4 protein-coding genes are annotated in these 4,329 nt (G+C 72.0%); 2 read left to right on the plus strand and 2 right to left on the minus strand.

Going from position 1 to position 4,329, the window contains the following annotated elements; genetic code table 11:
* Positions 1 to 17: 17 nt before the first annotated feature.
* Positions 18 to 2,756 (minus strand): ATP-dependent Clp protease ATP-binding subunit, encoded by a 2,739-nt coding sequence (locus tag AOK16_RS22360; RefSeq protein ID WP_055473966.1) that lies wholly within the window; start codon positions 2,754 to 2,756, stop codon positions 18 to 20.
* A gap of 329 nt (positions 2,757 to 3,085) precedes the next feature.
* Between AOK16_RS22360 and AOK16_RS22365 the strand changes: the two genes are divergently transcribed.
* A complete protein-coding gene (locus AOK16_RS22365) occupies positions 3,086 to 3,487 on the plus strand; it encodes a pyridoxamine 5'-phosphate oxidase family protein (RefSeq protein ID WP_055473967.1) in 402 nt (133 codons plus the stop codon).
* A gap of 16 nt (positions 3,488 to 3,503) precedes the next feature.
* Here the strand turns inward: AOK16_RS22365 and AOK16_RS22370 are convergent, their stop codons facing one another.
* Entirely contained in the window at positions 3,504 to 3,797 is a 294-nt protein-coding gene (locus AOK16_RS22370) for a hypothetical protein (protein WP_055473968.1), read from the minus strand.
* 132 nt (positions 3,798 to 3,929) lie between these two features.
* On the opposite strand from AOK16_RS22370, the gene AOK16_RS22375 reads away from it, so the two are divergent.
* On the plus strand, positions 3,930 to 4,329 hold a 400-nt coding region (locus tag AOK16_RS22375), incomplete at its 3' end, for a DUF5954 family protein (protein WP_240483695.1).

The raw sequence follows: 4,329 nt of genomic DNA on the forward strand, positions 1-4,329 counted from the left end.
GCCTCCGCAACCCCGGTCTACTCCACCGCCCGCTCCCCCGGCTGAGCTGCGCCGACGGTCAGCCGGTCGCCCTCCGGGCCGAGGTCCACACGGACCGTGTCGCCGTCCTGGACGCCGCCCGCCAGGATCGCCCGGGCCAGCTGGTCGCCGATCGCCGTCTGCACGAGGCGGCGCAGCGGCCGGGCACCGTACGAGAGGTCGGGTCCGGGCTGCCCCCCGGCCGCCTCGCTTACGGGCTCGCCCCCCGGCCCTTGCGGGCTGGGCGGTGCCCCCAGCCGCGACAGCCACTCCAGGGCCGCGTCGGTGATGTCCAGCGTGAGGCGGCGGTCGGCCAGCCGGCGCTGGAGGTGGTCGATCTGGAGCTGGGCGATCCGCTTGAGCTGATCGGTGCCCAGCGGGTGGAAGACCACGAGGTCGTCCAGGCGGTTGAGGAACTCGGGGCGGAAGGAGGCTCGTACGGTCTCCAGGACCTTCTCCCGCTTGGCGTCCTCGCTCAGCGCCGGGTCCATGAGGTAGGCGGAGCCGAGGTTGGAGGTGAGGATGAGGATGGTGTTGCGGAAGTCGACCGTCCGGCCCTGACCGTCGGTCAGCCGCCCGTCGTCCAGCACCTGCAGCAGGATGTCGAAGACCTCGTGGTGCGCCTTCTCGACCTCGTCCAGCAGCACGACGCTGTACGGGCGGCGGCGCACGGCCTCGGTCAGCTGGCCGCCCTCCTCGTAGCCGACGTAGCCGGGCGGGGCGCCGACCAGGCGGGCGACCGAGTGCTTCTCGCCGTACTCGCTCATGTCAATGCGGACCATGGCCCGCTCGTCGTCGAAGAGGAAGTCGGCCAGCGCCTTGGCCAGTTCGGTCTTGCCGACGCCGGTCGGGCCAAGGAAGAGGAACGAGCCGGTGGGGCGGTCCGGGTCGGCGACGCCCGCGCGGGTGCGGCGCACCGCGTCCGACACGGCCCGTACGGCCTCGGCCTGGCCGATCAGCCGCTTGCCGATCTCGTCCTCCATGCGCAGCAGCTTCTCGGTCTCGCCCGCGAGCAGGCGGCCGGCCGGGATGCCGGTCCAGGCGGCGACCACGTCGGCGATGTCGTCGGGTCCGACCTCCTCGCCGACCATGCCCTCCAGGGCCTTCTGCTCGGCGATGGCCTCGTCCAGCTGCTTGCGGGTCTGCGGGATGACCTCGGAGCGCAGCCGGCCCGGGGTGACCCAGTCGCCGGTCTCGGGGGCCTTGCGCTCGGCGAGTTCGAGCTCGGTCTCCAGCTCGTCCAGCCGCTTCTTCAGGTCGCCGACCCGGTTGTGGATCTCCTTCTCGGCGTTCCAGCGGGCGCGCAGCCCGCGCAGCTCCTCCTCCTTCTCGGCGCGGTCCCTGCGCAGCCGGTCCAGCCGCTCGCGCGCGTCGGGGGACAGGTCCTTCTCGCGGTCCTGCTTCTTGAGGAACTTGCGCTCCTGCTCCCCGGCCTGGGCCGCCAGCAGCGACTCCTCCTCCATCATCAACCGGTCGACGGCGCGCTGGAGTTCGTCGATCTCCACCGGCGAGGAGTCGATCTCCATCTGGAGGCGGGAGGCGGCCTCGTCGACCAGGTCGATGGCCTTGTCCGGCAGGAAGCGGGAGGTGATGTAGCGGTCGGAGAGGGTGGCGGCGGCCACGAGCGCGGAGTCGGCGATCTGCACGCCGTGGTGCGCCTCGTACCGCCCCTTCAGCCCGCGCAGGATCGCGATCGAGTCCTCCACCGAGGGCTCGGAGACCAGCACCTGCTGGAAGCGCCGCTCCAGCGCCGGGTCCTTCTCGATCCGCTCGCGGTACTCGTCCAGCGTGGTCGCACCGACCATCCGCAGCTCGCCGCGGGCCAGCATCGGCTTGAGCATGTTGCCCGCGTCCATCGCCGAGTCCCCGCCGGCGCCCGCGCCGACCACCGTGTGCAGTTCGTCGATGAACGTGATGATCTGGCCGTCGCTGTCCTTGATCTCGGCCAGCACGGTCTTCAGCCGCTCCTCGAACTCGCCGCGGTACTTCGCCCCGGCGACCATCGCGCCGAGGTCCAGCGCCACCAGCCGCTTGTTCTTCAGCGACTCCGGCACATCGCCCTTCACCATGCGCTGGGCGAGCCCCTCGACGACGGCCGTCTTGCCGACGCCCGGCTCGCCGATCAGCACCGGGTTGTTCTTCGTACGCCGCGACAGCACCTGGACGACCCGGCGGATCTCCTGGTCCCGCCCGATCACCGGGTCGAGCCTGCCGGTCCTGGCCAGGGCCGTGAAGTCGGTGCCGAACTTCTCCAGGGCCTTGTACGTGCCCTCCGGATCGGGCGTGGTCACGCGTCGTCCTCCGCGGATCTTCTCGAAGGCGTCGAGCAGCTTCCGCGCGCCCGCGCCCTGTTGGTCGAGGAGTGTGCCGGCGTCGCCGCCCTTCGCGGCGACGCCGATGAGCAGGTGCTCGGTCGAGATGTAGTCGTCGCCCAGCTCCTTGGCGCGCTGCGCGGCGTCCGCGATGACGGCGAGCAGGGCGCGGTCCGGGTCGGGTGCGGCGACGGTGGAGCCCTGGGCGCTGGGCAGCGAGCCCAGCAGCCGCTCGGCCCCGGACCGTACGGCCGCCATGTCGGCCTCGACGGCGGCCAGCAGGTCCTGGATGTTCTCGTTCTCCCGGCCCTCCAGCAGGGCGAGCAGCAGGTGCACCGGCGTGATGTCGGGGTTTCCCGCCGACACGGCGCGGCTGCTGGCGGCGCTGATGGCTTCCTGGCTCCTGGTGGTCAGCTCGGCGTCCACGGGCGTGCGCTCCTCCTCTGCTGGGCCGTACGGGCCTGCGGGCTGGGTCTGAGCCTGGACCTGGGCCTGGCTTGGGCCTGGGCCGTCTTTCAGGCCGCGGCTGGTGGGCTCGCGGCCGATCCTGCCAGGTTCAACCTGCAGTAAGTTGAGTCTATTCCACTCAAGGTTCCCCGTCGAGGCGGTACGGCCCAAGGTCGAGAGCGGTACCGGCCCGGGGTCGAGGGCGGTACCGACCCGGGACAGCGCCGCGCCCCGGCGGATGCGCCGACGGGGCACAGCATGGCGTACGGGCGGGGACGCCCCCAGAGGCCCCCGGTACGCTCGCGCCCATGACCGCCGCCGACGCCCTTTCCCCCGAATACCTCGCCTTCTGGCGCGAGTACCACCTGTGCACGCTGACCACCCTGCGCCCCGACGGCTCGCCGCACGTCGTCCCGGTCGGCGTCACGTACGACCCCGCGGCGGGGCTGGCGCGCGTGATCACCGACAAGAACAGCGTGAAGGTCCGCAACGTCGAGGCCGCGGGCCCCGGCGGTGCGCGGGTCGCGGTCTGCCAGGTGCACCGGGGGCGCTGGGCGACGCTGGAGGGCCGGGCGGCGGTCCGCACCGAACCCGCCCTGATCGAGGACGCGGTGCGCCGCTACGCCGAGCGGTACGGGCGTACCCCCGGCCCGAACCCCGACCGTGTGCTCATCGAGATCACGGTCGACCGGCCCCTGGGCCGCGGCTGAACCCCCGAGCCGATCGCTAGGTCGTCTCCTCGATGACCTCCAGGTTCATGAACCGCGGCTCGCCGGTGCACAGGCTCCGGAACTCCTCGGCCAGCCGCTGCGTCTCCGGCAGATCGCTGTTGAGCATCGCCCCCTCGTACGACGGGAACTCGACGATGTCGACGTAGTGGGTCGGGTTGTCGCGGTCCTTGGTGTGGACGTCGCGCGTCACGGTCCGCTTGCCCTCCGTGGTCTGAAGCCACTGCTCGAAGAGCCGCTCCATCTCGTCCTCGCGCGTCGTCTCGTACTCGATGACCTGCACGAACGTCATGTGCTTCACCTCCTGTACGGCACTTCCATCCTGCGGCCGCGGACGGGTCCCGGGCCAGGGCCGCCCGGCCCAAGGCACGGCCGCTGTGCCCAATCGCCTGACGCGGCGGCCGCAGGTGAACACACTGGGGGCATGACCGAGCACCCTGAGCAACCACCGGACCACCTCGCGATGCGGCCAGGCCGCTGGGACGACCCCGTCTCCCAGGTGATCGAGGCGGACGCGGTCACCTCGGCCGAGCGCTATCCCGAGGTCGTGGCCAGGGGCCCGCTCTTCGGCTTCGCCGAGCAGCGGCCGGAGGACGGCCCGCGGTGGCGGCTGCTGAGCGACCTGGACGCCGGCTACCCGCAGGACGCCCGGGACGAGTTGAACTCCCACCTGTGGTTCAAGGCCAAGGACGGGACCAACGACCCGCGCGAGCGCCGCGCCCTGCTGGACGCCGTGGCCGTCCTGGAGACCGAACCGGTCGACGAGCTGACGGTGGACGGCACGCGCTACCGCATCGTCCGCGCCGACGAGTTCGCCCGCCGCG

The organism is Streptomyces pathocidini, from assembly GCF_001418495.1.
Classification (GTDB): Bacteria; Actinomycetota; Actinomycetes; order Streptomycetales; family Streptomycetaceae; genus Streptomyces; species Streptomyces pathocidini.